Origin of the sequence: Desulfitobacterium chlororespirans DSM 11544 (assembly GCF_900143285.1) — a bacterium.
Taxonomy (GTDB): Bacteria; Bacillota; Desulfitobacteriia; order Desulfitobacteriales; family Desulfitobacteriaceae; genus Desulfitobacterium; species Desulfitobacterium chlororespirans.
On the sequence record NZ_FRDN01000024.1, the window covers coordinates 15,672 to 40,663 of the forward strand.

At 46.6% G+C, this 24,992-nt stretch carries 21 protein-coding genes; 2 read left to right on the forward strand and 19 right to left on the reverse strand.

Annotated elements, in window-relative coordinates; all coding sequences use genetic code 11:
* Positions 1-242: 242 nt before the first annotated feature.
* From BUA14_RS26215 to BUA14_RS26255, 9 genes are all read right to left on the reverse strand, one after another.
* Positions 243-1,211 carry an MBL fold metallo-hydrolase gene (locus tag BUA14_RS26215; RefSeq protein ID WP_072775290.1) on the reverse strand — a complete coding sequence of 323 codons (969 nt, stop codon included), beginning with the start codon at positions 1,209-1,211 and terminating at the stop codon, positions 243-245.
* A 106-nt stretch (positions 1,212-1,317) separates the two neighbouring features.
* Positions 1,318-2,955 carry a class I adenylate-forming enzyme family protein gene (locus BUA14_RS26220; RefSeq protein WP_072775291.1) on the reverse strand — a complete coding sequence of 546 codons (1,638 nt, stop codon included), beginning with the start codon at positions 2,953-2,955 and terminating at the stop codon, positions 1,318-1,320.
* A gap of 253 nt (positions 2,956-3,208) precedes the next feature.
* A complete protein-coding gene (locus BUA14_RS26225; RefSeq protein ID WP_072775292.1) occupies positions 3,209-3,700 on the reverse strand; it encodes an MFS transporter in 492 nt (163 codons plus the stop codon).
* Between the two features lie 140 nt (positions 3,701-3,840).
* Positions 3,841-4,122 carry a ferredoxin family protein gene (locus tag BUA14_RS26230; protein ID WP_072775293.1) on the reverse strand — a complete coding sequence of 94 codons (282 nt, stop codon included), beginning with the start codon at positions 4,120-4,122 and terminating at the stop codon, positions 3,841-3,843.
* Complete coding sequence (locus tag BUA14_RS26235; protein ID WP_072775294.1) at positions 4,119-5,417, reverse strand: FAD-dependent oxidoreductase; 1,299 nt, start codon at positions 5,415-5,417, stop codon at positions 4,119-4,121. The genes BUA14_RS26230 and BUA14_RS26235 overlap by 4 nt, the downstream gene beginning before the upstream one ends.
* 76 nt (positions 5,418-5,493) lie before the next feature.
* Positions 5,494-6,447 (reverse strand): electron transfer flavoprotein subunit alpha/FixB family protein, encoded by a 954-nt coding sequence (locus BUA14_RS26240; RefSeq protein ID WP_072775324.1) that lies wholly within the window; start codon positions 6,445-6,447, stop codon positions 5,494-5,496.
* Between the two features lie 16 nt (positions 6,448-6,463).
* The gene (locus BUA14_RS26245) at positions 6,464-7,234 is read right to left on the reverse strand and encodes an electron transfer flavoprotein (protein WP_072775295.1); all 771 of its coding nucleotides are present in this window, start codon (positions 7,232-7,234) and stop codon (positions 6,464-6,466) included.
* Between the two features lie 172 nt (positions 7,235-7,406).
* Entirely contained in the window at positions 7,407-8,612 is a 1,206-nt protein-coding gene (locus BUA14_RS26250; RefSeq protein ID WP_072775296.1) for a CoA transferase, read from the reverse strand.
* 58 nt (positions 8,613-8,670) lie between these two features.
* Entirely contained in the window at positions 8,671-9,816 is a 1,146-nt protein-coding gene (locus tag BUA14_RS26255; protein ID WP_072775297.1) for an acyl-CoA dehydrogenase, read from the reverse strand.
* A 313-nt stretch (positions 9,817-10,129) separates the two neighbouring features.
* Between BUA14_RS26255 and BUA14_RS26260 the strand changes: the two genes are divergently transcribed.
* On the forward strand, positions 10,130-12,076 hold the full coding sequence (locus BUA14_RS26260; protein ID WP_072775298.1) for a sigma-54 interaction domain-containing protein: 1,947 nt from the start codon (positions 10,130-10,132) through the stop codon (positions 12,074-12,076).
* Between the two features lie 118 nt (positions 12,077-12,194).
* On the opposite strand, the gene BUA14_RS26265 is transcribed toward BUA14_RS26260, so the two are convergent.
* Together BUA14_RS26265 and nrdR are read right to left on the reverse strand one after the other, a co-directional pair.
* Positions 12,195-15,686 carry a TSCPD domain-containing protein gene (locus BUA14_RS26265; protein WP_072775299.1) on the reverse strand — a complete coding sequence of 1,164 codons (3,492 nt, stop codon included), beginning with the start codon at positions 15,684-15,686 and terminating at the stop codon, positions 12,195-12,197.
* Positions 15,687-15,990: 304 nt separating this feature from the next.
* Entirely contained in the window at positions 15,991-16,455 is a 465-nt protein-coding gene (gene nrdR / locus BUA14_RS26270; RefSeq protein ID WP_018214483.1) for a transcriptional regulator NrdR, read from the reverse strand.
* Positions 16,456-16,693: 238 nt separating this feature from the next.
* Here nrdR and BUA14_RS28245 point away from each other — a divergent pair, with 238 nt between their 5' ends.
* Positions 16,694-16,837 carry a hypothetical protein gene (locus BUA14_RS28245; protein WP_018214484.1) on the forward strand — a complete coding sequence of 48 codons (144 nt, stop codon included), beginning with the start codon at positions 16,694-16,696 and terminating at the stop codon, positions 16,835-16,837.
* A gap of 93 nt (positions 16,838-16,930) precedes the next feature.
* On the opposite strand, the gene BUA14_RS26275 is transcribed toward BUA14_RS28245, so the two are convergent.
* The 8 genes from BUA14_RS26275 to dsrK form a co-directional block, all read right to left on the reverse strand.
* Positions 16,931-17,800 carry a nitrilase family protein gene (locus BUA14_RS26275; RefSeq protein WP_072775300.1) on the reverse strand — a complete coding sequence of 290 codons (870 nt, stop codon included), beginning with the start codon at positions 17,798-17,800 and terminating at the stop codon, positions 16,931-16,933.
* A gap of 49 nt (positions 17,801-17,849) precedes the next feature.
* A complete protein-coding gene (locus tag BUA14_RS26280) occupies positions 17,850-18,815 on the reverse strand; it encodes a LysR family transcriptional regulator (protein WP_072775301.1) in 966 nt (321 codons plus the stop codon).
* Positions 18,816-19,017: 202 nt separating this feature from the next.
* Complete coding sequence (locus tag BUA14_RS26285) at positions 19,018-20,487, reverse strand: cobyrinic acid a,c-diamide synthase CobB (protein WP_072775302.1); 1,470 nt, start codon at positions 20,485-20,487, stop codon at positions 19,018-19,020.
* A gap of 139 nt (positions 20,488-20,626) precedes the next feature.
* On the reverse strand, positions 20,627-20,944 hold the full coding sequence (locus BUA14_RS26290; RefSeq protein WP_005810486.1) for a TusE/DsrC/DsvC family sulfur relay protein: 318 nt from the start codon (positions 20,942-20,944) through the stop codon (positions 20,627-20,629).
* A gap of 45 nt (positions 20,945-20,989) precedes the next feature.
* Complete coding sequence (dsrP, locus tag BUA14_RS26295) at positions 20,990-22,141, reverse strand: sulfate reduction electron transfer complex DsrMKJOP subunit DsrP (protein ID WP_026184229.1); 1,152 nt, start codon at positions 22,139-22,141, stop codon at positions 20,990-20,992.
* The gene (gene dsrO / locus BUA14_RS26300; RefSeq protein ID WP_072775303.1) at positions 22,134-22,928 is read right to left on the reverse strand and encodes a sulfate reduction electron transfer complex DsrMKJOP subunit DsrO; all 795 of its coding nucleotides are present in this window, start codon (positions 22,926-22,928) and stop codon (positions 22,134-22,136) included. The genes dsrP and dsrO overlap by 8 nt, the downstream gene beginning before the upstream one ends.
* Positions 22,925-23,368, reverse strand: coding sequence for a sulfate reduction electron transfer complex DsrMKJOP subunit DsrJ (gene dsrJ, locus BUA14_RS26305; protein WP_005810493.1), 444 nt, complete (start codon positions 23,366-23,368; stop codon positions 22,925-22,927). Before dsrJ ends, dsrO begins: the two co-directional genes overlap by 4 nt.
* Complete coding sequence (gene dsrK / locus BUA14_RS26310) at positions 23,361-24,989, reverse strand: sulfate reduction electron transfer complex DsrMKJOP subunit DsrK (protein ID WP_072775304.1); 1,629 nt, start codon at positions 24,987-24,989, stop codon at positions 23,361-23,363. Before dsrK ends, dsrJ begins: the two co-directional genes overlap by 8 nt.
* Positions 24,990-24,992: the final 3 nt, after the last annotated feature.

Consider the following 24,992-nt stretch of genomic DNA (forward strand, 5'->3'; position numbering starts at 1 on the left):
AAACCGCCCCCCCCAATAGGCGTAGAAAACAATACAAAAGCTGATCCAAACGACAATAATAGCAGCATTGGCTCTCAATTTGCCAGTGTTAACTTTCAAACACTATTACGAACATAGGGAGCAGTGTCGAGTGTCAGCAGAAAAGGTAATCCTTATGATAACGTAATGATTTTCTATAGAAGGGATAAAAAGAGAAAGAGAGCTTATTTAGGATGCTATTTCCAAGCTAAGGGGTTGGGGGTCTACTCTTTCATATAAAAAACCACGCCATTTAACAGCTCCTTTTTTAACTTTTTGATAAATACCAAGTGGGATAAATGAGCCAAAGCTTCCCCTGTACAAAGTATTTTTCGAAAAGATGAAAATTGCTCCCAGGATTTCTTCCCCACATTCCAAGTCATTCTGCCAGCCACTTCCGCCCCGTTCATTTTTTCTCCGCCAATAATACCCATAATCTGCTCTAATCTCTGTGCATGATGTATTTTTAATTCATCAATCCTTTGGCGGCAGTCGTTTATTATTCCGCGGTGTCCAGGAAAAACCCTATTAATTTCTAACTCTGCAATTTTATCCAGGTTGGTAAGGTAAGTCCCCAATGTATCGGTGGTCACACTCCAGGGAAGCTCCCAGATAGTATTATTGGGCGTTATGCTCTCTAAAATATGATCCCCTGAAAATAGTATTTTACGTTCTAAATCATATAAGCACATGTGATCAGGAGCATGACCGGTTGTGTCTATGCACCGTAAAGTAAATTCCCCAACTTTAATACTATCGCCATCGGAAACAGGATTAGCATTGGCAACTCTTGCACTATTTAATGCCATATCATAATGCAGCCGGGAATTGACCACCAGACCGCTTTGCAGCATATAATCTTTACCATACTTTGCAAGATCCGCTTGACCCGTCAAAAGTTCAGCACAGTACTTTCCGCAATAGACTTTTGTTTCAGGCTGAGCCAAAGACCCTGCGAGTCCGGAATGATCGCTATGAATATGGGTGATAAACAGATCTGTATTGTGCATTGAGAACCCAAGTCGTTTGAGAGCATCATCCATTGCCGCCTTACAGACAGGGTGATTAAACCCGGTATCAACAATGAGATTCCTGCTATCTCCCTTGATAAAGTATGAATTTGTTGCCCTTAAGGGACTATTGGGCAAAGGTATCTCAATCTTATAGATATCCTTAAATACCTGTTCAATCATTAGACTAATTCCTTTCAGTAGCTTATTGGTTTCTCTCTCAAGTCTCAAAAACTTATGATAAAGCCCACCTTCACATAAACAGGGTTTTTTCCTCGTCGTGTTCAAACTAGATCATACAAGCTCGCCGTTTGAGTTTGCCTTGCTCAATCCATTCTTTGAGCAGGAATCTCTGAATTTTACCGGTCTCAGTAGTAGGAAATTCATCTACGGAGTACCAGTACTTAGGGACTTTAAAATGGGCCAGGCTGCTATCACAACATTGATATAAGGTGTAAGGATCCGGTGGATTTTCCTGGTCTTTAGGCAAAATCACGGCATGAACTTGTTCTCCCCAATATTCATCACTTACCCCGACAATGGCAGCCCTCTCGACCAGGGGATGTGCATTCAGCACCAGCTCAATTTCAGCCGGGTAGATATTTTCACCGCCTCGAACGATCATTTCCTTTAAACGCCCGCAAAATTTTAGGAACCCCCGTTCATCCATCAAACCCAGATCACCCGTATGAAGCCATCCATCGCTTTTCAGCACTCCTGCTGTTTCCTCAGGCATATTGTCATACTCAATCATCGTCTGATAGCCCCTGCAGCATATCTCTCCCCGTTCCCCAATTGGCAAGGGATCTCCTTCAGGGGATGCAATCTTAACCTCACACTGCGGCATCGGCTGACCAATCGTCTCAGACTGATCCACAAACGAATCATCCATATGTGTCTGAGATATGCTCATACACTCAGTTTGCCCATAGCCGATCGTCACACCGACGCCCAATTGAGAGCGCACACGCTGCACGAGTGAAGCGTCAACTTTTGATGCTCCGGATAGAATGCTTTTCAACGATGAAATATCATATCTCGTAAGATTAGGATGGTTTAAAACCGCTTCGATCATCGTCGGAACTAAAATGGTGAATGTTCCTTTTTCCTCTTCAATCAGTTCAAGCAATAATTCCGCATAAAATTCAGTCATGATTACTTGAGTTCCTAACTGCAGGATTGTTCCCGGAGTTGCAACCCCGCAACCTCCCACATGACACATCGGCATTGGATTAACCAATACGCCCCCTTCCTCAAGTCCCGACCTCTTTATCGTAAATAAGGAAGCGTTTAATACGCCCCCGTGACAAAGAACAGCACCTTTGGGAAAGCCTGTGGTTCCGGAAGTGAACTTGAGAATACAGGGATCATTAGGATTAATATCCGGAAAATCCTTATTATCAGCTGCCGCGAACATATAGCTATTTATATCCGCAAAACCTATAACCGCTTTTAGTGCAGGAAGGTTTTTGCTAACCTTACTCGCAATATCAATTAAACTGCGGCTGCGGTATTCCTCTTTGACAAATATACCTGCTGCCTTGGATTGTCTTAGTATATATTCAAGTTCTTTTTCCTGGTGCGAAGGGTTAACGGTTACCAACGTCATGCCGGCTATCGCGCAACCAAATTGGATCAGCACCCATTCAATACAATTCGGTCCCCAAACCGCTATGCGGTCACCTGGCTTAAAGTGTTCAAGCAAGGCCGAAGCAAGCCTTTCAGAGTCAGCAAGCAATTGTAAATAAGTTATCTTTTTACGACTTTTCTTTTCAGGCGAGCCTTCAGCCAGAGCAATTCTGTCGGGAACTTTCGCCGCCGCATCTCTTAGCGCCCGGACAAAGTCCAGATTGAGCAGAGGCGTTGACGTATCTGCCGGCCAGTAAGACAAAGATAAATTCGCTTTTCTGTATAAGTCGTGTTTCATACATATCACCGCCTGTATTTATAAATGGAGATATTTTTTAAATAGGACGAAGGAACCTGAGCCGAAAGGTTATGTTCCCTTTACAGCCCAGGTCATTTTGTTTACACAGATCACATTAAATCTATCCATACACTGTAATAACGGGACCAATTTTAAGCCAGCAGCTTTTTGCCGGTCATCTTTGTAATTAGATATGCAAAATAAGCAACAACAATAAACACTAATCCGAGTATCAAAGAAAAGGCATTCATGATCAGCAAGCCGGTGAAAATAAAGGCAGTCCCGTTCTCCATCCATAGGTCTGGATAATCCAAGCTCCGAGGGGATTGAAGATTGCTCCGCCTACCCCCGACATCGCCAGCGCAAAGCCAAGCGCAAAGCCGACTCTTTTCTTAAACCAGTTGTTAATCAGGCTCGGTATGGGAAGATAGATGACAATCGCACCGGAAATACCAAGTAAGACCCCGGCGAAGTACCAGTGATAAATGCTTGTAAATTGTGACATGGCCGCAAAAGTCAGGGTATATACTGCCATACCGGCGATAAGCATTGGTTTAAAATGTTTGGGCACCAACTTTCCGGCGATTGGCAAGCAGACTACCATTGTTAAATACTGAATTGTCAGGTACATGGAGATAGTCGCTCTTGAAACACCTAATGCATCACATACCGGCTTGAAAAATATCCCCGCACAGGATGCAACAATCCCTAATACACAAAAAGCAAACACAGCACAACTAACCATAATGAACCAAGCATAATGGATTCCTTTTTTTCTCCCATAAAATTCAGCCTCCCTTCAAAATATAAAATTATAATCTAAATTCGCTCCTAATCGGACCCATTTAAATACGGCACCACCTTCAGCCCATAAAACGCAAGGTTTTAGCCCTGCCGGTAGATGATGCCGAACCCTCCCCTTGGGTATTGCCAATCCAAAGCTTTTTTGCCGCATACGGCCTTACACGTCCCGCACTCCAGGCAGCCAGCCCATTCGACGGTAATTTCTCCGTTTTGTTCACTGTATAGTCCGGCTGGACAAACATGAAGACAGCTTTTGGAATGGCAAGTCACGCATTTCGCATTATCTATAATGATATGGGGCTCTCCCTCATCTACTTCAAATTTGTCCAACGCCAATTTATCCGTCAATGTCATTCGGTTCATAGCGCCCTCACCCCCTTGATGCCATCTTTGGCCAAATCCAGCAGTGAGATGTTGCTTTCTTTTAATGTCTTCATGGCCGTTTTTATAAGATGCTCCTTTGGGGTTAAATCGTGATTGTACACCTTCCCTAACAAATTGTTGGCCACAAGTGAATACTGTTTATACAAACGGTCAATTTCCATGAAATCCGGTGCTTTAGAATATAGCTTCAGATCTTTCATGATAAAGCTATTATCCAAATTGTGCTGATAAGCGCATAAAGTTCCGGCGCTGAAGTCGCCTTTGCGTTTGGCTTCAATAATCCCATCAGCGGCAGCTATGCCGGAGCCGATCGCCAAGTCCATTCCCCGGATAACCAATCCGCTGTTGATAGTAAAGCCGGCCGCATCGCCAACCATCAGAAAACCATCGGCATAAAGCCTGGATGGAACCATATGCAGCCCGCCTTCTCCGGTAAGATGGGCGCCGTACTCCGTCATTTTCCCGTCTTTAATCAGGGGGGCTACCATAGGATGCTCCAGAAGATCATCCAAAGCCTCAGATGGCTTGACTTTCTCTTTGACCAGGTCATCCAAACGCATGACCACCCCGATAGACAGACTTTCCAAGTTGGTATAGAAGAAGGCCCCGCCGGCAACACCATAGGTTGCTTCTCCTAATATGGCATAAGCTGCTCCCTCATTACCGTTAAGTCTGAAACGTTCTTCAATCACTTCTCTTGGCAGTTCGATCAGGGCTTTCGCCCCAACCGCCAGGTGTTCCGGCTTGATTTCCTCGCGGAGTCCCGCTTCCCGGGCGATAAATGAATTGATACCGTCCGCTGCAATGACAACGTCGGCGAGCATTTCTTCATCTCCGGTACTGATCCCCACAATTCGGGTTCCTTCTTTTAATATTTTTTCTACCTTTACGCCTGTAACGATCATGGCTCCGGCTTCCTCAGCCTTTTCAGCAAGCCAGCGGTCAAACTTTGCCCTGAGCACTGAAAATGCGTTGTAAGGTGTATTTCCCAACGCTTTACCTTTGTACTCGATGTTGAAATAGTCATCTTTTGTCATTAATGTGGTAAGGTAATTGGTTATATAACGCTCGATAGGCGCCTCTTCCCAGAATCCCGGGATCAGTTGCTCCATAACCCGGCTATAGAAGATCCCCCCGCTTAGATTCTTGCTGCCGGGATAGTCGCCGCGCTCTACGACGACGACTTCTATTCCCGCTTGGGCAAGTTTATACGCTGCAGCTAATCCCGCCAGTCCTGCACCAATAATGATCACTTCATATTTATCTGCACTCATGTTTTCACCTATTCCGTTCAATATTAGAAATCATCTGATTAAGGAAGCATCACCCGCAGGAATACTATTAATCGCTTTACTGCTTAACTGCCTTGATTTTTTCGATTAATGCCGGTACTACTTTGTAAAGATCCCCGACAACCCCATAGTCTGATTGTTGAAAAATAGGAGCCGTTTTATCCTTGTTGATGGAGATAACGACCCGCGCTTGATTGACGCCGACCATATGCTGCACCTGTCCGGAAATACCAATGGCCAAATAGACATCCGATTTCAGCACCACTCCCGATACACCGATATATCTCTCCCTGGGCAGCCAGTCCACCCCTTCGGCCAGAGGACGGGAGCATCCGAGTTCCGCATCAAGTAAACAAGCCAGCTCTTCCGCCATCTTGATATCTTCCTTATTGCTAAATCCACGGCCAATACCTATTACTTTTTTGGCCGCCGCCAAATTAACGCTGGTCCCAGCTTTAATCTTTTTCTCCAGTACCTTTACTTTGGTTGCGGGTTCTACAAAGTCAGCTTCAATAACAACACCTTGGCGGGACCCGTCTTCCGCTAAAGCCGTAAAGGTTCCGCTGCCAACGGTTACTATGGCCGTTTCGCTAAGAGCCTTTTCCGTTCTAAAGGCTGCGCCGCCATAAACCATGTGTGCGGCTTGTACTTTCCCGTCGTCCGCGATTTCAATTCCTGCGGCATCGACGATAACACTTGTCCCTAAGCCTGCCGCTAGACGCCCGGCAAGGAGTTTTCCTCTTCTACTGGGCTGTACCAGGAGAAGGTTTGGCTCTTCTTGCTTAAGAAGCGCCAAAATTGTCTTGGTATAGTCCTCTAACATCTGGTCGGCTTTGAGTGCTCCCAGCCAGTATACTTTGTCGGCACCCATGGCAATGGCCTTGTCGGCTTCTACTTTGCTTCCAATCACAACAGCTGAAACTTCTTGCCCCAGCTCACGCCCACCGGCGCATAATTCTGCCAAGGCTCCTTGCTTTTCTGCCAAGACCCATATTTTATTCAATGTTGTCATCATTAATACACCACCTTTAGAGAAGTTCTTTGCGAATGCTGTCAAACAATTTTTCAACGATTTCTTCCGAGTCACCCTCAAGTATGCTCTTTTTACGGTCAACCTGTTCCGGAGCAAGGGTACTGACAATTTCTGTCCTCCTGGCGGCTCCCGTCATACCGATATCGGCCAGACTCCACTCGGTGACAGGCTTTTTACTCGCAGCCAAAATACTTTTCATCTGTGGGATTCGGGGGAGGTTGATGTCTGTCGTAACGGAAATTACTGCAGGTAAACTGACTTCCAATACTTCAATTTCACTTTCCAGGGTGCGTTCCACAATAATTTTATCGCCGGAAAGGGTGATTTTGCTGACTGCTGTGATCACCGCTACGTCTAATAATTCTCCGAGCTGGGCGCCTACCTGCTGGGCATAGAGATCTGATGAACCCTCGCCACAGAGAACCAGATCAAACTGGCCCTTTTTCCCAATGGCGGCGGCCAATGCCCTGGCGGTAAGATTGCTGTCGGCATTTCCCAGTTGATCGTCAATGACCTGATAAAGTTCCTCCGGTCCTCTGGACAGGATGCCTTTCCTCAGCTTAGAGTCTTTAAGCTGAGAGTCGCCAATGCTTAAGGCCGTCAGCTGTCCGCCCACAGATTCCACAATTTGCATTCCTGCTTCAACCGCATTCAGGTCATATTGCCCTATCTTCCATTCCGCCCTGGCAAAAGATAAACTGCGATCTTTTTCGATGACGATATCCTGCTCTTCCGGAACAATTTTGTAACAGACAATAATATTCATTCTTTCACTCCTCTGACTAAATTAATGGGACAAATACTTTATACTATTGATGCTTAAGTTGGATGCCTTGATTTCTGGTCGGATTATATCCATCAAGGCATCCGTTTCCTGTTTTACGTTGATGATCTTTTTTCCTAAGCCGGTTCCGCCACTAAGAAGACAGCGGACAATACTATTCTTTAGCCAGCACCTTTTTTTCATATAGTTCTTTAATCCGCTCAGGAGTATAGCCTAATTCTTCAAGAATATCGTCATTATCCATGCCATACTCCGGAGCACCTCTCCAAATTTGGCCCGGCTCGTTTTTCATCTTAGGCAAAATATTGACACCTGTGACCTTTTCCCCGTTCACTCTTTCCCATTCCGTAAACACTTCACGGGCTTGATAGTGCGGATTACGGTAGGCGGCTTCATACGTCATAATCGGGCTTACCGGAACGCCTAAGGCGCTTAATTCATGATCAATCTCATCCGCTGTTCTATCTGCGCAGTATTCTTCAATTTTCGCTTCCAGCAATCGGCAACCTTCTGAACCCTTCTGAACCCAAGGTATCGTTTTCGGGAACAAATCGGAACCAAACTCGAAGCCAAAGAAAGGCAGCCCTACTTTCATGATTCCCGGACCACCGAAAGCAATATACACAAACCCATCTTTGCATTTGAATGGTCTATAGGCGCCTGCAAAAGAATGATCCTGTCCGGTTCGCTTCGGTTGTATACCTGTTTTAATTGCTTTCAGGGGTTCGCCGGATTGACCGCGGAGCATAACCTCGAACTGAGCAATATCCAGGCTCTCACCTTTACCTGTCTGCCTGGCCCGGAATAAGGCGGCCAAGGCCCCCCAAGAAGCATATAAAGCCGTTGTCATGTCACACATAAACGGATTGGTAGGCATTGGGCTTTCTTCCGTTCCATTAAAGGCCACAACCGTACCAAAAGCCTGTCCAATGGGATCCCAGGACGGTCTCTTAATATATTCAGGCACACCGGTTTGTCCAAATCCGGATACGTGGACAATAACCAGGGCCGGATTGGTTTCCCAGAGGACTTCATCCGTCAATCCCCAGCCGGCATATTGGCCGCCTTTAGAGTTCTCAATAAAAATATCCGCATCTTTAAGCAGTTTCAGGAATACTTCTTTACCTTCTGGGGAAGGAGTATTTAAAGCAATGGTTCTCATATTGCGGCGATCTTGTTCCCAGCAAGCTCCTGCTGCCGCCCGGGATGAATCTTTGGCCAAAGTGCTTTCCACAAAAATTACATTTCCTCCGAAATCAGCCATCAGGCTCGCTGCAAATGGCCCGGCCGTCGCCATTCCTGCGCAAACCACATTAACCCCCGCCAATGGTCCAAATTTCGGGATTTCCGAACTTTTCATTTTAATAATCACTCCTGTACTTTAATTTTAAGAAAGCTATACCCCCATACCTTAACCCTTATTTGTATTGTTTTAAGATCGCTCTGCCAAGAATATGGATCATGATCTCGTCGGTGCCTCCGCCGATTCTCTTAACCCTAGCGTCACGCCACAGCCTGGACACCCGATGGTCGCTTGTATAGCCTATCCCGCCGAAAATCTGCACCGCGTCATCGATAACTTCATTGCAGGCTTTGGCGCAATAATATTTAGCCATGGCGGAAGATATCTGAACCGAAATCTTGTTGTCCTTTTCCCAGCAAGACTTGTAGATCATGTTCCGCATATTCTCAATTTTGACATACATATTGGTGATCTTTTCCTGGGTCAGCTGGTAAGTGCCAATTGGCTTCCCGAATTGCACCCGCTGATTAGCATAACGGGCAGCGTCTTCAAAAGCGCATTCCGCCCAGCCTAAGCAACCGGCCATCAGGGCAAGGCGCTCAATCTCGAAGTTTTTCATCAGATTCATGAATCCTTCGCCTTCTTTTCCGACCAGGTCCTTCTCTTCCACCTCGACATCATTAAAATAGACATCGCAGGCAGAGTTCACCCATGTGCCAACCTTGTGAATCGGTTCAATTGTTATACCGGGGGCATCCATGGGAACCCACCATGAGGAGACCGCTTTATGGGGATTAGGTGCATTGACGTCCCTCGTAAAGAAGAGGATATACGGGGCCCTATCCGCCCCGGAAATAAAGGTCTTATGCCCGTTTAAATAGACCTTGCCGTTTTTGCGTGTCGCAGATGCAAGCATCGCGTTGTCGTCCGATCCGGCTTGGGGTTCGGTGATTCCCAGGCAGAAGGCGGCATCCCCCGTCTTTATGGCATGCTCCATGGTCAGTCTGATTTGCTCTTCATTGCCGAAGGTCAGCATGTCATCAATTTGCATGGCCGTTGTAAAAAGATAGAACGGCCCGCCGGCTTTGGCGATTTCTTCAATGACTAAAATCTGAGTCAGAATGTCGGCGGGTGTGCCGCCGTACTCCTCGGGAATCCCCAACAGGGAAAAGCCATTGTCGACCAAAGCCTTAGCCAGCTTAGTCGGGTACTGGTGCTGTTCATCACATTCTTTGAGATAGCTTTCCGGCATTTCCCTAGTCAGAAGTTCTCTAAGGCTTTCCAGAAGCAGTTCCTGTTCTTCGGTTTTTTTGAAATCCATGATTTGCCCTCCTTTAATAATTAGGCATTGTATGCACCATTTAGGACATTGTATGCACCATTTAAATAAAGCAAATTCCGTGCCAACTAAGAAAACACAGAAACTACTGGTATTCCTGTGTTTTCTTAAGCCCACAGTTTTGGATATGTATTAATACTATACAGTTTAGTTGTACATCTACAAAATTCTCGCCTAACAAGGCTCTTTTTACTGTCTTGTTTTTATACACTTTTATTTTGATTTATTGAGCTTATGCGGGATACATGCTAAACTATAGACAGATTTGCAAAATTTATTTTAAGGGGAATTGCGCGTGTTGTATGAAGCTTATGATCCAACTCAATATGATCACGAATCTTTAACTCATTTAAGAGCGCTTTTTCTTTCAGGTGAGTCAATTAATGAAAGCCGCCTTCGCACCGAAATCTTGGCGTCCTGGATCAATTCAAGAATGGCTGGGATTAATCCAGGTTCTAAATTGTTGCCGGCTCCTCTACCCAAAGAGGTTGTCGGTAGAATAGTCCATAGTGAAGCCTGGATTTACTCTAAAAAGATAAACTTTGATTATATTGAAAAATATTACGAAGTTTTTGATAAGAAGAAATCGGTCGTACTGGGACTTGACCTGGATCTCACTGTAGGCGTTTTGGGCGGAAACAAATCCCTTATAGAGAAATTAGCCTCAATGAATCTGACGCTTGGCTCCAATTTTAATGAAAATGTTATCGGGACCAATGCTGCAGCTTTGGCCAAGAAAACAAAACAGGGCATCTGGGTAATTGGCGCCGAGCATTTTATCGAGGCTTTGAAGGACTATGCCTGTTATGCGGTCCCATTGACATCAGGCATAAATCACAATATAACTTCGTTTACAATGTATATCGCTCCTATTCAAAGCTTCGATCCGATTATCCAAAATCTTGTCGATTTTTTTGTCTATACTTTTAATTCCGCGCTGCTGATTAACCAGCAACAAACAGAATTGTCTCTTACTGACCGAATGGTTGAGTATGGCCTTGAATACAAAGACCGTGGGATAATTCTAATTGACCATAGAGGCATAATTCTCAAGGTCAATGCTTGGATCTTAAAATCATGTGGCATAAAATCAGCTAGTGTCGTTGGGAAGCATTTAACTGAAATCTTTCCTGATCTTAAAGAAGCCATTAATTTTTTAAAAGCAGGGAAGGATGTTCAATTTTATGAATTATGTACAATGAGGAAATTAAAAAAAAGAAATTACTTTATGGACTGCCAAATCGTTAAAACAGACAATGAAAAAATCGGCATGATCATTACGATTTCCGAAGGCAGCCATATCCATGATCTTATTAACCGGGTTGCTAAAAACAGCGCCTATTTTACCTTTGAGCATCTTCTGGGTGTCAGTAAAAATTTCATGGAAGTCAAAGCACTCGCTGAAGACGCGGCGGAAAGCAACAGCAACGTCTTAATAACCGGGGAAAGCGGAACCGGAAAAGAGCTTTTCGCACAGGCCATTCATAACGCCGGCAGGCGGAGCAGCAAGCCTTTCATTTCTATTAATTGTGCCGCTATTCCAAAAGAACTAATAGGAAGCGAACTATTTGGTTATGTTACAGGCGCTTTTACCGGTGCCCGCAAAGAGGGATCGCCGGGGAAATTTGAACTGGCCGATCACGGGACTATTTTTTTAGATGAGATTGGCGAAATGCCTTTGGATATGCAGTCTGTTCTTTTAAGAGTCTTAGAAGAAAGAAAGGTTACCCGGATCGGAGGGAGCTCCCCTATTGCCGTTGACGTTAGAGTCATCGCCGCCACCAATCAAAACCTTTGGCAGCTGGTTGCTTCCGGGAAGTTCAGGCACGACCTATATTTTCGCATCAATGTTTTAAGGCTGGAACTTCCCCCTTTAAGAGATCGTAAAGAGGATATACCTTTACTCGCCGGGCATTTCTTAGAGAAATTCAATGAATCACTTGGTAAAAACGTTGAGGAGATTACGCCGGAAGTTATCAATTTGTTCCTTAACTATAACTGGCCAGGAAATACCAGAGAACTCAGAAACATTATTGAAAGGGGGGTCAACCTATCTAAAACGACTAAACTTACATTAAAAGACATCCCCAAGGAAATTAACGTCACCCAAGAACAAACTATAAGCCTGAATGATTTTGAGAAACAAATAATCCACGATCTTCTTACAAAATATAAAGGAAACAAATCTCGTGTCGCTAAAGAGTTAGGAATATCGAGGGCAACATTGTATAAGAAATTATAGACACCGGCACCCGGTTCTTTATTAACTTCTGCAATAAAATAAAAAATGCGCTTCCATGCCCTGGAAACGCATTTTTTATTTTATTCTTTGTCTATACGGGCATAAGGAGCGACGATGATCAACCGCACTTCGAATATCCGCAGTGGGTGCAGACGACACAGCCGCTTTCGTGATTGATGCCCATACCGCATTCGGGGCAGGCATTGCCTTCAGCGATTGTGGCACGGGTCTTTTGGGGGTTGGTAATGGAAGCGCTCTTGGTTTGGACCGGCTTTTCTTCCACTGCCGGCTGGGAATTCACTTTCACGGGATTAATCTTGCCTTTACCCAGTTCTACATATTCCTTAATCACACGGGCGATGGCATCGGGACAGGAGGTGACGTTAACTCCTTCCCGGCGAATGCAGGCGGGGCAGCGAATGCCTTTGACCTGCTCGATGATCGCATCCACAGAAATTCCGGAGCGAAGAGCGATAGAGATTAAGCGGGCTGTGGCCTCAGATTGAGAGGAGCAGCCTCCGGCCCGTCCGGTGTTGGTGAAGATCTCGCAGATTCCCTTCTCATCAGCCATGACACTGACATAGAGATTACCGCAGCCGATGCGGATCTTCTCGGTAACTCCTGTCGTAGTGGCGGGGCGGGGGCGGGGTAATACGGTATTCACTTCGGGGATGAAAGGCACCTTGGGAATAATAACCTCATCAGAATTCCGCTCCGTACCGGAAACTTGCCCCTTAGCTCCCTCTGCCTTTTCTTCGGCCTTCTTGGCGATTCCTGTGGAGAGAACTTGTTCTTCCCGGCTGCCGTCCCGATAAACGGTCAGACCCTTGCAGTTGAGTTCATGGGCCAGTTCATAGGCTTTTGCGATATCCTCATGGGTAGCTTCATTAGCAAAGTTAATGGTTTTAGAAACGGCGTTATCTGTATATTTTTGAAAGGCAGCCTGAATGCGGATATGCCATTCGGGCTCGATCTCCTGAGCAGTGACAAAAACCTCCTGTACCCAGTTAGGCACTTCCGGGAAGCCCAGGACGGTCCCTTTCTCCGCAATCTTGCGCATAAGCTCCGGGGAGTTGAAGCCATACTCTTCAGCAAGGCTTTGGAAGATGGGGTTGACTTCGATTAAAGTCGTCCCATCCATGACCGTCTTGGTATAGGCCACGGCAAAGAGGGGTTCCACTCCGCTGGAAGCACCGCAGATCATGGAGATGGTTCCTGTAGGTGCGATAGTGGTCAGGGTGGCATTGCGCAGAGGACGCACGCCCTCATAGACAGAGCCTTGATAGTTGGGGAAAGTGCCCCTCTCTTCAGCCAGGCTTTGGGATTCCAAGCGGGCCTCAGTCTGAATGAAGTTCATGACCTTCTCAGCATACTCTACAGCATCTTCTGAGGCATAAGAGGTCTGCAGAAGAATCAGCATATCCGCAAAACCCATAACTCCCAGGCCGATCTTGCGATTGCCTTTCACCATCTCTTCGATGGCCGGGAGGGGGTAAGTGTTGGCTTCAATGACATTATCCAGGAAGCGGGTAGCCAGACGGGTAATCCGGCCTAAGCGCTCCCAGTCCACCACGACTTTGCCGTTTTTCTCAGTAACCATGAGTTTAAGATTAATCGAGCCCAGATTGCAGGCTTCGTTGGGAAGCAAGGGCTGCTCGCCGCAATTATGCACATAGATGCCATTAGCATCAAAAGCGTTGATCCCCGGAACTTGGGCATCAAAGACCTCTTCTTCATGGCCAGGGACACAGGTCACGATGTTGTCAACAAAACGTTCTCTGTTTAAGGAACGTTGATAGATATCGAGCCTCTCGGTAAGAAGCCGGGCCTTCTTCGAGTTGCTGAATCCAACCTTTTCGGCAAAGATTTCTATGTTATCTTGGGAGATAACTAATTCATGACCCGCTTGTACTGGATACTCTTTAGAGCCTCCATGACCATCGGGCATAAGCTTTTGTCCGGCTGGTTTACGCCCCTCATAAAGTGTGGAAATGATACCCAGGCGTTGAAGCATCCGTTGTACGACCTTAAGCCCTGCCAGGTCGGTTTGCCAGAGCCGGACCGATACGCCTTTTTCCTGAATTCCTGTTACCGTGCCATCTGTATCGTAGAGCCCTCGCAACAGTCCCTGATAAAAATCCTGCCCTGTCTTTTCTAATTCCTGAGTAATGGATTTACTTCCGGGAAGAATCCCATACTGCTGGGCAAGATCCCTTAAGGCCGCAGACCTCATCCGATGTTCATGTCTCTCGCTGATTTCCTTTTGGAAGCCTTGGAAGTCTTGGCGATGAGTTAAACTAAAGGCCGCTTTTTCTGCAGCTTCCATCATGGACTTTGCCTCTTCACCCTCACCCCAGATCGAAATAACCGCTCCCTCTTCCTTAAGGGTTCCATCTCCGAGAAGAAGACCAAGCAGATATCCCTCTTCCTTTGTTCCTTTCCCTTGCCATTGAATACCACGGTTATTGGAAAGGACGATGGTGTCGCCAGGCTTGAGCTCTCCTGCCGGCTTCCATTCCTGGGATACTTTATAACGAGTCATATCTGAAGCAACACGGATCAGATGATCCGCTGTCACCTTTAATTCATATCCTTGTTGGGTCTTAAGGGTCAGAACCTGTTTGACCCCTGTTGCGAAAAATCCTTCCTCTGATGTCTCATGATATTCGCCGTTAAGGGCTAATTTAACCTGACTACCCAGGAGATCTCTAACTTGAGCAGCTCCTTCCTCTGTAAGAACCCAAGTATCGCCGGTTACACAAGGATTGGTAGCTTCGATCTCACCTAACTGAGGGGTAGGGTTGTCCCGGTTCAGACGATCCAGGAAAATGATTCCCGGTTCGCCATTTCTCCAGGCATGATCTACGATCAATTGAAAGACTTCCGGTGCATAAAGCTGTCCATCGGCTTCCTTGGTATGAGGGTCGATCAGGTTATAATGGCGTTTTTCCTGGACTGCCTTCATAAACTCTTCCGTAATCCCTACGGAAATATTGAAATTGGTAATCTCTTTATTGTTTTCCTTGCAGGTGATGAATTCCCGAATATCCGGATGATCCACCCGCAGGATTCCCATATTAGCTCCACGGCGGGTCCCGCCCTGCTTCACAGCTTCAGTGGCCGCATTGAAAACCTTCATAAAAGACACAGGGCCGGAGGCCACTCCGCCGGTGGAACGGACAGTGCTGTTTTTGGGACGGAGGCGGGAGAAGCTAAAGCCTGTTCCTCCGCCGGATTTATGAATAATCGCTGCGCTTTTTATGGCATCGAAAATTTCCTCCATACTATCTTCCACAGGCAAAACAAAGCAGGCGCTGAGTTGACCCAGGTCACGTCCTGCATTCATTAAGGTTGGGGAATTAGGCATAAACTCCAGTTTAGCCATCATCTCATAGAAGGATTTGGCCAGTTCTTTGACTTCTTTTTTGGTTTTGCCAAAGGTTTCCTCCACTTGGGCTATGATGCTGGCGACCCGATAAAGCATATCTTCCGGGCTTTCCGCAACCTTGCCATTCTCTTGCTTGAGATAGCGTTTTTCCAGAATGACCCGGGCATTGGGTGTTAAATTGGCTTTCAGCCAGGCTTTCGGTGCTGATTCTTGGAAACTCAAAATTAATCCCCAACTTTCTCTAAAACTTTATCTTTTATGTATTTTCTCTTCTATTTTGGAGGATATTCTCGCAATTTAGAATAGGTCCCCAGCCCTATTTTCCTCAGTCCTAGTGCCCTGTCAACCTTAAAATCACACTATAATGGCGAGCCAATTTATAGCAAAACAAGCGGAGGATTGAGGCATACCGAGCGTATGGCGATTGACGACAACGCAGTATTGCTGTAAATTGGCCGCCAGGATAGGTGAGATTTAGGGTTGACAGGGCACGAGGGGGCATAGAAGAGCTCAACTTCCTGTTCAATTATTTGCTGCTCTTTTTTTCCACTAATTCATGCAGCTCTTCTAAAAAACGCTGAACATCCTTAAACTCCCGATAAACGGAAGCGAATCGTATATAAGCCACTTCATCCAGATGGACCAAAGCATTCATGACCGCTTCACCAATGGCCTTACTCTGCACCTCACGTTCGCTGCCGTTGCGCAGACCTTTTTCGATCTCATAGACCAGCGTTTCGATCTGCTCTATAGAAACGGGCCGCTTTTCACAGGCTCGTAAGATACCGGCTTTCAGCTTCCCCCGGGAAAATTCCTCCCTGCGCCCATCCTTTTTGACCACAATCAACGGTGTATCTTCAAATTTTTCGAAAGTGGTGAACCGCCGGGCACACCGTTCACATTCCCGCCGCCGACGTACAGCGGTCCCTTCCTCTACTTGCCGGGATTCCAGGACTTTCGTCTCATCATTCCCACAAAATGGACAATGCAATTCAATCCCCCCATATATAGCGTTCAATTTATCTTATCAACACCATATGTAGTATGTCAAAACTCTGAATTCTCCTTTTTAACTTATTGCTCCCTTTTTATGTCCCTCGTCCCTCTTCACTCTCTCGCGTATGGACTTGTCCAAAATAATTATTCCCTGCCAACATAGATTTCGAGACCCAGAGCAAACTATAAAGGATACTTGATATCTTTCGGAGAATGAAAGGAGATATGGCCTTATGGTGGAAAAGAAGTTTCCGAATAAGCTGGCTAACCCGGATACGAAACCTTCTCAGAACCATAAACCGGATAAGGCACCCAGCATGGATTCCCGGGATGGGCACGGTTTGTCCAAGGACCAGGCATTGCAAGGTAAAGGTTAAACACCCCTCTCCGGTCCAAAAGACAAAGGAGCTGCGGAAAGGCGAACTTAAGGTTCTCTCTCCACAGCTCCTTGATTACATCAGCCAGCTTTTTCAGTCATGAGGCATCTGAGGCATCTTTTCTATTTCAAGCTCTAACAGCTCTTTGTAAAGCTCTTTCCGGCGGTCCGCTAAGAAAAAAGTATCCCGCATAGACTGCCGTTTCGGACTTCTTAAGGTATTAATCGGCTTTGCCGGAAGGTCAACTACAAATAATTGTTCCTGAGTATCTTGATTTTCAGCTAATACTTCTCCTTTAGGGCCGAAAACCAAAATCCCTCCGCTGAACTCTTTATCTCTGTTGTTGGTGCCCACAAGATTACAGGCGCAAAGATAGACTGAATTGTCATAAGCCCGGGCTCCCAGATACCTCTTCCAAATCTCTTTCCGATCCCCGGAGACTACAGGGGAGGCATGGGGGGCAAATTGAATTTCTGCTCCTTTTAAAGAACAGATGGCTGAAAGCTCCGGAAAATGCCAATCCCAGCATATACCTACAGAAAACCTGACTCCAACCGCTGCAAAGATGGGGAAAGAGTCCCCCGCCGTAAAATAATGTTGCTCAATGCGGCCAAGATGGACTTTACGATAGACCTCCGGCTCACGATCCGGAAACACAATCAATTGAGAAATATAGGGCTTCTTCCCCTCCGGAGATTTTTCAACCATCCCCACAAGCAAGAGGAGGCCAAGATCCCGGGCACACTCCCTAAGGCGGGCTACGGCCGTGCTATCCAATGGGTCCGCAATTTCCGAGGCATCTTTAGGAGAGTAACCGTGAAGTGCACACTCAGGATAACATAATAGGCTGACTCCTTGGGAGGAAGCAGCTTCCGCGATCCGGATAATCTCCTGCAAATTTCTCTCGGTATCTCCCACTTTAGCTTCGAATTGAGTGAGTCCAATCCGAATATCCTGTAACATGTCCTAATTCCTTTCCAACCATGTCTATCCCCAGCGGATAACCTCCCCTCTATGCTTCCAGACAGTCGCAGGGATAGAGCTCTTTGTCATCTTCACAGTTGCCATTGATGATATCTTCGATGAGCTCCCGATCATGCAGCATACTGATAAGAAAGCGCTCATCCTTAGTTTGTGTAGTATGAGCAAGTGTTAACATATTCAAGGGTCTATACACAGGTGAGTCCTGGACCTTCAAAACTTTAAATAAGCCATTTTCACATTCCCGGCTCACGGTCAGGGATGAAATGATGGTAATGCCGATACCGGCAGCCACCACTTTCTTGATAGCCTGAGTGCTTCCCAGTTCCATAGTCACGTTGATCTGAGAGAGGTCAAGGCCCATTTCCTTGAGGGCCAGTTCGGTAACCTTGCGTGTGCCCGAGCCTTCTTCTCTCATGATGAGCCGCTCCTTGGCCAGTTCAGCCAAGGTAATACTGTGGCGGGCGGCCCAGGGGTGGAAGGACGGAACAACCACTACCAGTTCATCCTGCCAAAACTTCTCGACAATGATTTCTTTATTACGAGGGGTCGGCCCTTCGATAAGTCCGATATGAATGCGTTTTTCGATCACTTCCTGGGATATGGTCTCGGTATTGGCGATTTTCACCTTAAAGTCCACGTCGGGGCGAATCTTATACAAATAAGCTAAGATATTCGGCAGAATATATTCACCAATGGTCAAGGTAGCCCCGATATAAATGAGTGCTCTCTGATCTTCAGTTAATACACTAATTTGTTGTTGGGCAACGGTGAGAATATTTAGTATATTATTCACATGATCATAAAAAACTTCTCCTGCTTTGGTTAAGGTAACCCCTTTATTGGTTCTATTAAAGAAACGGGCGCCATAGAGGTTCTCCATATTCTGAATCTGCAGGCTGATGCTGGGTTGACTCATATGCAGGCGCTTCGCAGCCAGGGTAATGTTCTTCGTATCCGCGACTTCTTTAAAGACGACAAACTGCTGTTCAAACAAAAGTCTTCGCTCCTTTCCCCCACAAAAGACCTTGTCATTGAGAATTTTTATGACAAGTTCATTATAACACAATTACCTTGTCATAACCGATTTTTTTCACATATCACACGATTTACCAAAAAGGGCCATCTCTTCCATAACAAAGAGATGGCTCTTCATTTCTAGATTATTGGAACATCTTATCAGCAATAAGAGAGAGGAATCAGCTGCTTTTAAATAGTTCGAAAACCATCTTCGATCGTCGTTCTTTATATTGCGTGGCCAGCTTCACCATACATTCCGCCCAATCGGGAGAACCCAGGGCATGAATATGATTATAAGCAGCCAATACGCCCTTATAGCATATCCCCTCATACTTGCCGTCGATACCGTGCCCCCGCTCCACTTCAAAACCAAACCGGATCTTCGCTCGATCCAGGTTAAGCACACTGGAATTATGGAACTCATGTCCACGGATCTTTGATTGACGGAACCAAGGATTGTTTTCCAGAACTTTCATCACGGTATAGCCATGCCCTTGGGGTTTCTTCTCCATCTTAGTATCCAAAGGCAGCAATCCCACCATGTCGTAGGAACCATCACCGGTTATAATGGATCTCCCTAAAAACATAAGTCCGCCGCACTCAGCATAGATCGGTAAGCCGTCCTCTCCCGCTAAGCGTATCTCTTGGCGAAGAATCCCGTTGTTGGCTAATTGCTCAGCAAACACTTCAGGAAAGCCTCCCCCGATATACAGAGCGTCAAGATCCTTAGGTAAATGCTGATGAGCGAGGGCACTGATCGTTACTAATTCTGCTCCTTTAGACTCAAGGACAGCCAAGTTTTCCGGATAATAAAAGGAAAAGGCCGCATCGCGGATCACTCCGATGCGCGGTGCCGGAGGTTTTGCCTTAAGAGGATATCCCTGAGATATAGAAAACTTAGTCAGAGTAGAGTAAGAAAGAGGTGCTGCAGTCCGTGCCAGCTCCATAACTTTAGCTATGTCTACATTTTCACTAACTACATCGGCAAGCTGATCCAGGAAAGTATCGGTTTCGGACCATTCACCGTTGGTGACCAGCCCCAGATGACGATCCGGAATCAAAATTCTTGAATCCTTAGGGATCGCCCCCACCACCGGAATCCCACAGTATTGTTCGATAGTTTCTCTGGCCAATTTCTCATGTCGGGCACGGGCTATTTTATTCAACACCACGCCTACAATATTAATATTGGGATCAAAGTGTTGGCATCCCATGACAATAGCCCCTAAACTGCGGGTAATTCGGGTTGCATCGAGAACAAGCAAGACTGGCGATGATGTTATTTTAGCTATCTCAGCCGTTGAGGCACTGCCATTGATATCTAAGCCGTCAAAAAGTCCCATAGCACCCTCAATGAGACTGAATTGACAGTCTTGAGAGTGCTGTGCAAGGGAGCGGCAAATATCTTCCTGACTCATCATGAAGGAATCCAGGTTACGGGATACTCTGCCGGCGGCCGCAGTGTGCCAACTGGTATCGATGTAGTCCGGACCTTTTTTATAAGGTTGAACCGGAAAGCCTTGTCGGCTCAGAGCACGCAGCAGACCAAGGGTAAAGGTTGTTTTGCCGCTTCGCCCTTGAGGGGCTCCGATAACCAAACGAGGGGTGCTGAGAGTATTCATTTGCTGATGTTCATGATGGGTGGTCATTGCTCTCATCCTTTCCTTATTACCGGAGCCTAAGGTGTCCAGGGCAAAGTCGACTTTAGATTGAAGGCGACTGGGCTTAACCGCCCTGTGGCACCCGCCCCCTATAGAGGCAGGTGGCCTGGGGTGGGTTGGTTCAGTGTTATACGCAGCCGGTAGGTTTGGGAAGTCCGGCAATTTTACAGGCGCCTTTTCCAGGGCCGGTTGGGAACAGATTGTAGATGGTTTTTTGATCGTAGCCGGTATCTTTGAGCAGCTTACGAACCATAGGAGCTACCCCATATTGATCATAATAGTCGCGGAGGTAATTAATCACCCTCCAGTGCTCTTCGGTAAGTTCTTCTACATCTTCGTTAGGAGCTAAAGCCTTGGCTACGTCCTCATTCCATTCAGCAGCATCTTCTAAGAAGCCGTCTTCATCGAGTTCGTAGGACACTCCATTTACTACTAATTCAGCCATTTTAAAATTCCTCCTTGTTCTTTATTTGAGTTTTTTGAGAAAACACTATATCTCTTCTCTGACACCAATGACGACTTTGTAAAGGATCGTGATCAGCAAGGCACCGATGGCGTATACCATAAGAGTAACCGCCAATTCTGTGGCCGTCGGGGTGTATTCCACCACATGTTCTAATGGGGTAGGAACAAATCCGCCTAAAACCAGGCCTAACCCTTTATCGATCCAAGCCGCTATGAAGACAGAGAGCAGAGCAAAGGGTAAGATTTTTTCGTTGCGCCGGAATTTGGGGACGACCAGTAAGAAGATCCCCACAAAAGCCAGAACAACGGCAACCCACATAAAGGGTACCAATTGACCATGTCCATGCAGTCCTGCGAAAAGGTATTGCAGGGGATGCATGTGTCCGGGAATATTGCTGTAAAATGCGGTGAAGAACTCCAGGATGTAGAAAAATACATTGGCAATCATCGCATAGGTGACAATTTTAGCTAAGGATTGAATAGCTTCCTTTCCTGGGTCGAAGGTGCTCACTTTGCGGACAATCATGCAGAGAAGAATCAGCAAAGCCGGTCCCGCCGCAAAAGCTGAGGCTAAGAAGCGGGCTGCCATGATGGCTGTAAGCCAGAGATGTCTTCCCGGCATCCCGGAGTAGAGGAAAGCTGTTACGGTATGAATACTGACCGCCCAGGGGATGGAGAGATAAATCAGGGGCTTGACCCAAGCCGGGGGCGGAAATCCTTTGCGTTCCGATCCTAAAGCCGTCCAGCCAATGACCAGGTTGAGGAGCAGATAACCGCATAATACACACATATCCCAGAACATGACGGAATGGGGTGTGGGATGAAGCAAGACATTGAGAATTCTGTCCGGGCGCCCTACGTCCACGAAGATGAACAGGATACACATAATTACGGAAGGTACGGCTAAGAATTCTCCAAGAATGACGATTTTGCCAAACTTCTTGTAGTTATGCAGGTAATAAGGAATGGCCACCATAACTGCAGAAGCCGCGACTCCTACCAAAAAGGTAAATTGGGAAATGTAGAGGCCCCAGCTGACATCTCTGCTCATGCCGGTGACTCCCAAGCCCTCGTTATACTGCCTCAGGTAAGCCAGAAACCCACCCAAGATAACTGCCAGTAAGAAACCAACCCATAGCCAATATCTTTTACTGCCGGATAAGGATTTCTCAAGCACGCTCCTCACCCCCGATCAGATAATAGACACTGGGCTGTGAGCCCAATTCAGGCTTGCGGCGAATGGAATAATGGGTGCTTAATACTTTTCTCACTGCGGAATTGGGATCCTCCAGGTCGCCATAGACTATCGCTCCTTTGGACTTCTCCACACAGAGAGGCGGGAGACCCTGATCCAGACGCTCCATACATAAGGTGCATTTTTCGACGACGCCTTTGGAGCGGTGAGGATATTCCGGATTGATCTTAGCGATATGGGGCTTAGGATCCCAGTAGTTAAAGCTGCGTGCGCCATAAGGGCAGGCGGCCATGCAGAAGCGGCAGCCGATGCAGCGGTGCATATCCATCCCCACTACTCCGTCCTCTCTCCTGAAAGTAGCCTGAGTAGGACAGACCCGGACACAGGGCGGATGGTCACAGTGATTGCATAGAGTCAGGAAAGGCATGGTCTTGGTTTTCTCATCCAGGTAATGGTTTTCATCTCCAGGGAAGACATGTTCATAGGTATCTGTCCAGATCCACTTGATTTCATCTTTGTCACTCCCCATATCAGGGACGTTATGAAGCTCGTGGCAGCCTTTAATAATTTCATCGATATCCGCCTGGCTGAGCTTGCTCATATCGATGACCATGGCCCAGCGCTGAGCGGCTAATTTGTTTTCGCTGGTAAAGTCCGCTGCTTTAAGGGGTTCCAAAAGTTCAAAGGCATCGAGGGTAACTGCTCCCCCCAACCCTAAGGCAGCAATGACTCCAGCTTTTTTCAGAAACTCTCTGCGATTGATGCTCATTTCTCTGCCTCCCTTGGCCCGGCATGGCAAGCCCAGCAATCAGGCTCTACTGCTGCATAATTATGGCAGGAGTAGCAGAACTGGTTATCACCCTGATTAGCTGTCTCGGCTGTGTAGTAAACTGTTTCGGGCGTATCGTTATGACAGTTTAAGCAGGTATTTTGGAGACTCATTTCAAATTGTTCTCCCTGGCTGTTGGTATAGGTTGTTTTGCCTTCACGAACGACAGCGTCCCGCCATTCCAGCAAGAGGTGCATATGGTTTTCTCTCATATATTCGGTGCCTTCAATGCACTGAGTTGCCCCTAATTCCCGGATCACCGGGGTATCTGTATTGATCTCCGGCTTGGCATCCGCCTTGCCCATATTATAAAGGAAGGGCATGATGGCGATCACCACAAAGATCAAAAGGCCACCGATTGTTTTTCCTCCCTTACTCATCTGCTGTTACCCCCTTTTCGGGTAAATCCTCGCCGCGCAGGTCTGTGGTCCTTTCCTTTTCACCCGTCATGACCAAGGCATTGGCCACCAATTCATGAACCCCAATCACACCTACCCCAGGATTCCAGTAGTCCATGAGGGCTGGGAAGGCAGCTCTGTCCACGGCACAGATATTGGCTAACATATTGACTCCGTGCTTGTCTTGAACATATTTTACAGCATTCGCTCTGGCGAAGCCGCCTCGCATACGTTCTTCCATATTCTCGGAAGCGTTCAGCCCGGAACCGCTGCCACAGCAGAAGGTTTTTTCCCGGATGGTGCTCTCCGGCATTTCGTAGAAGTTGTTGCAGACATTGTTGATAATATAGCGGGGTTCCTCCAAGAGTCCCATACCCCGGGAAGGATTGCAGGAATCATGATAGGTGACCCTAAGATGGTCATTACGGCTGGGGTCAAGTTTTAATTTGCCATGCTTGATCAAATCTGCCGTAAATTCTGCAATATGAATCATCTTGGTGGAGGAAGCGTTATCGAAACGGGTGCCTGTAATAGGGGATACCGGAACTTCCAGGAAATCAGCCGGTTCGTTCCAAGTACCCATATACTGATGAACAACCCTCCACATATGGCCGCACTCGCCGCCGATGATATACTTGACTCCAAGTCGTTTGGCTTCGGCATAGATCTTGGAATTTAGTCGTTTAGCCATTTCGTTGGAGGTAAAGAAACCGAAGTTTCCTCCTTCTGAAGCATAGGTGCTCCAAGTATAGTCCAGACCCAATTCATGGAAGAGCATCAGATAGCCCATACAGGTGTAGATTCCCGGTTCTCCCATCAAATCCCCGGAGGGAGTGACAAAAAGAATTTCTGCTCCTTTACGATTGAAGGTCGGCTCTACGCGAACCCCTGTGATATCTTCGATGTCATCACACATCATTTCGATATTACCTGTGATAGCATGGGGCTCCAGACCCAAGTGGTTACCCTTCATGAAACAATTAGCCACAGGGTTAGAAATCCAATGAATATTTAACCCTAAAAGGTTCAGTAATTCACGGCCAATAATGGTAATCTCCGCTTGGTCAATTCCATAAGGGCAAAAGACTGAGCAACGGCGACATTCAGTACATTGATAGAAGTAATACCACCACTCCTTAATAACGTCTTCAGTAAGATCTCTAGCACCGGCCAAACGACCGAGAAATTTACCGGAAGGAGTAAAATACCTTCTATAGACGGATCTTAAGAGTTCTGCCCTGAGCACGGGCATGTTCTTAGGATCCCCTGAGCCAATGTAGAAATGACATTTATCTGAACAGGCTCCGCAGCGAACACAGATATCCATCATGATTTTGAAAGAACGATACTTGTTTAATCTTTCACCGATTCCTTCGATAATCGTTGACTGCCAATTTTCCGGAAGCTGCCAATCTTCATCAGCCGGAGACCAGTCGCGAGCGTTGGGAAAGCCTACGATCTCTAAGTCTCTTCCCTTGGCGCCCCAGCAGAAGGTACCCGGTTCAAACGGGGTAGTGACAGGCGTATCCATCCATTCTGTGGAGCCGGGTTTATAATCTATCTTCGACAGTTCTTCCGACTTAGGGAGTTTATATTTTGCCATTTT

Coding starts and splice junctions, on each gene's coding strand:
- BUA14_RS26215 (WP_072775290.1), bottom strand. CDS start 1,211: ATGATTGAACAGGTATTTAAGGATATCTATAAGATTGAGATACCTTTG.
- BUA14_RS26220 (WP_072775291.1), bottom strand. CDS start 2,955: ATGAAACACGACTTATACAGAAAAGCGAATTTATCTTTGTCTTACTGG.
- BUA14_RS26225 (WP_072775292.1), bottom strand. CDS start 3,700: ATGGTTAGTTGTGCTGTGTTTGCTTTTTGTGTATTAGGGATTGTTGCA.
- BUA14_RS26230 (WP_072775293.1), bottom strand. CDS start 4,122: ATGAACCGAATGACATTGACGGATAAATTGGCGTTGGACAAATTTGAA.
- BUA14_RS26235 (WP_072775294.1), bottom strand. CDS start 5,417: ATGAGTGCAGATAAATATGAAGTGATCATTATTGGTGCAGGACTGGCG.
- BUA14_RS26240 (WP_072775324.1), bottom strand. CDS start 6,447: ATGACAACATTGAATAAAATATGGGTCTTGGCAGAAAAGCAAGGAGCC.
- BUA14_RS26245 (WP_072775295.1), bottom strand. CDS start 7,234: ATGAATATTATTGTCTGTTACAAAATTGTTCCGGAAGAGCAGGATATC.
- BUA14_RS26250 (WP_072775296.1), bottom strand. CDS start 8,612: ATGAAAAGTTCGGAAATCCCGAAATTTGGACCATTGGCGGGGGTTAAT.
- BUA14_RS26255 (WP_072775297.1), bottom strand. CDS start 9,816: ATGGATTTCAAAAAAACCGAAGAACAGGAACTGCTTCTGGAAAGCCTT.
- BUA14_RS28245 (WP_018214484.1), top strand. CDS start 16,694: ATGGTGGAAAAGAAGTTTCCGAATAAGCTGGCTAACCCGGATACGAAA.
- BUA14_RS26275 (WP_072775300.1), bottom strand. CDS start 17,800: ATGTTACAGGATATTCGGATTGGACTCACTCAATTCGAAGCTAAAGTG.
- BUA14_RS26285 (WP_072775302.1), bottom strand. CDS start 20,487: ATGACCACCCATCATGAACATCAGCAAATGAATACTCTCAGCACCCCT.
- BUA14_RS26290 (WP_005810486.1), bottom strand. CDS start 20,944: ATGGCTGAATTAGTAGTAAATGGAGTGTCCTACGAACTCGATGAAGAC.
- dsrO (WP_072775303.1), bottom strand. CDS start 22,928: ATGAGCATCAATCGCAGAGAGTTTCTGAAAAAAGCTGGAGTCATTGCT.
- dsrJ (WP_005810493.1), bottom strand. CDS start 23,368: ATGAGTAAGGGAGGAAAAACAATCGGTGGCCTTTTGATCTTTGTGGTG.
- dsrK (WP_072775304.1), bottom strand. CDS start 24,989: ATGGCAAAATATAAACTCCCTAAGTCGGAAGAACTGTCGAAGATAGAT.